This window comes from Burkholderia sp. GbtcB21, assembly GCF_019091065.1.
Classification (GTDB): Bacteria; Pseudomonadota; Gammaproteobacteria; order Burkholderiales; family Burkholderiaceae; genus Burkholderia; species Burkholderia pyrrocinia_C.
Map to the genome: position 1 here is coordinate 1 of NZ_JAGXKA010000530.1, position 231 is coordinate 231.

Consider the following 231-nt stretch of genomic DNA (forward strand, 5'->3'; position numbering starts at 1 on the left):
GTCCGCCAGCCCCTTGCCGTAGATGTCGTCGCGGCCTGCGATGACGAGGACCGCGGCAACGGCGTGCGTGGCGGCGAAGGACAGCGCAAGGGCGGCGGACAGCGCGCGCAGGCGGCACAGCAAGGTCATGAGGTCTCTCTCGTTCGGCGTGGTGGCGGGACAGCCGGGCGTTGGACACGTGTGCAACCCGGGCGGCGCTTCCGGGCGCCTGAAGCGAGCGCCATGGTTCCC

1 pseudogene is annotated in these 231 nt (G+C 71.9%); it reads right to left on the minus strand.

The annotated features are described in order from the left end of the window. A pseudogene (locus KVT39_RS38360) lies at positions 1 to 186 on the minus strand (ABC transporter substrate-binding protein); the annotation flags it as partial. Positions 187 to 231: the final 45 nt, after the last annotated feature.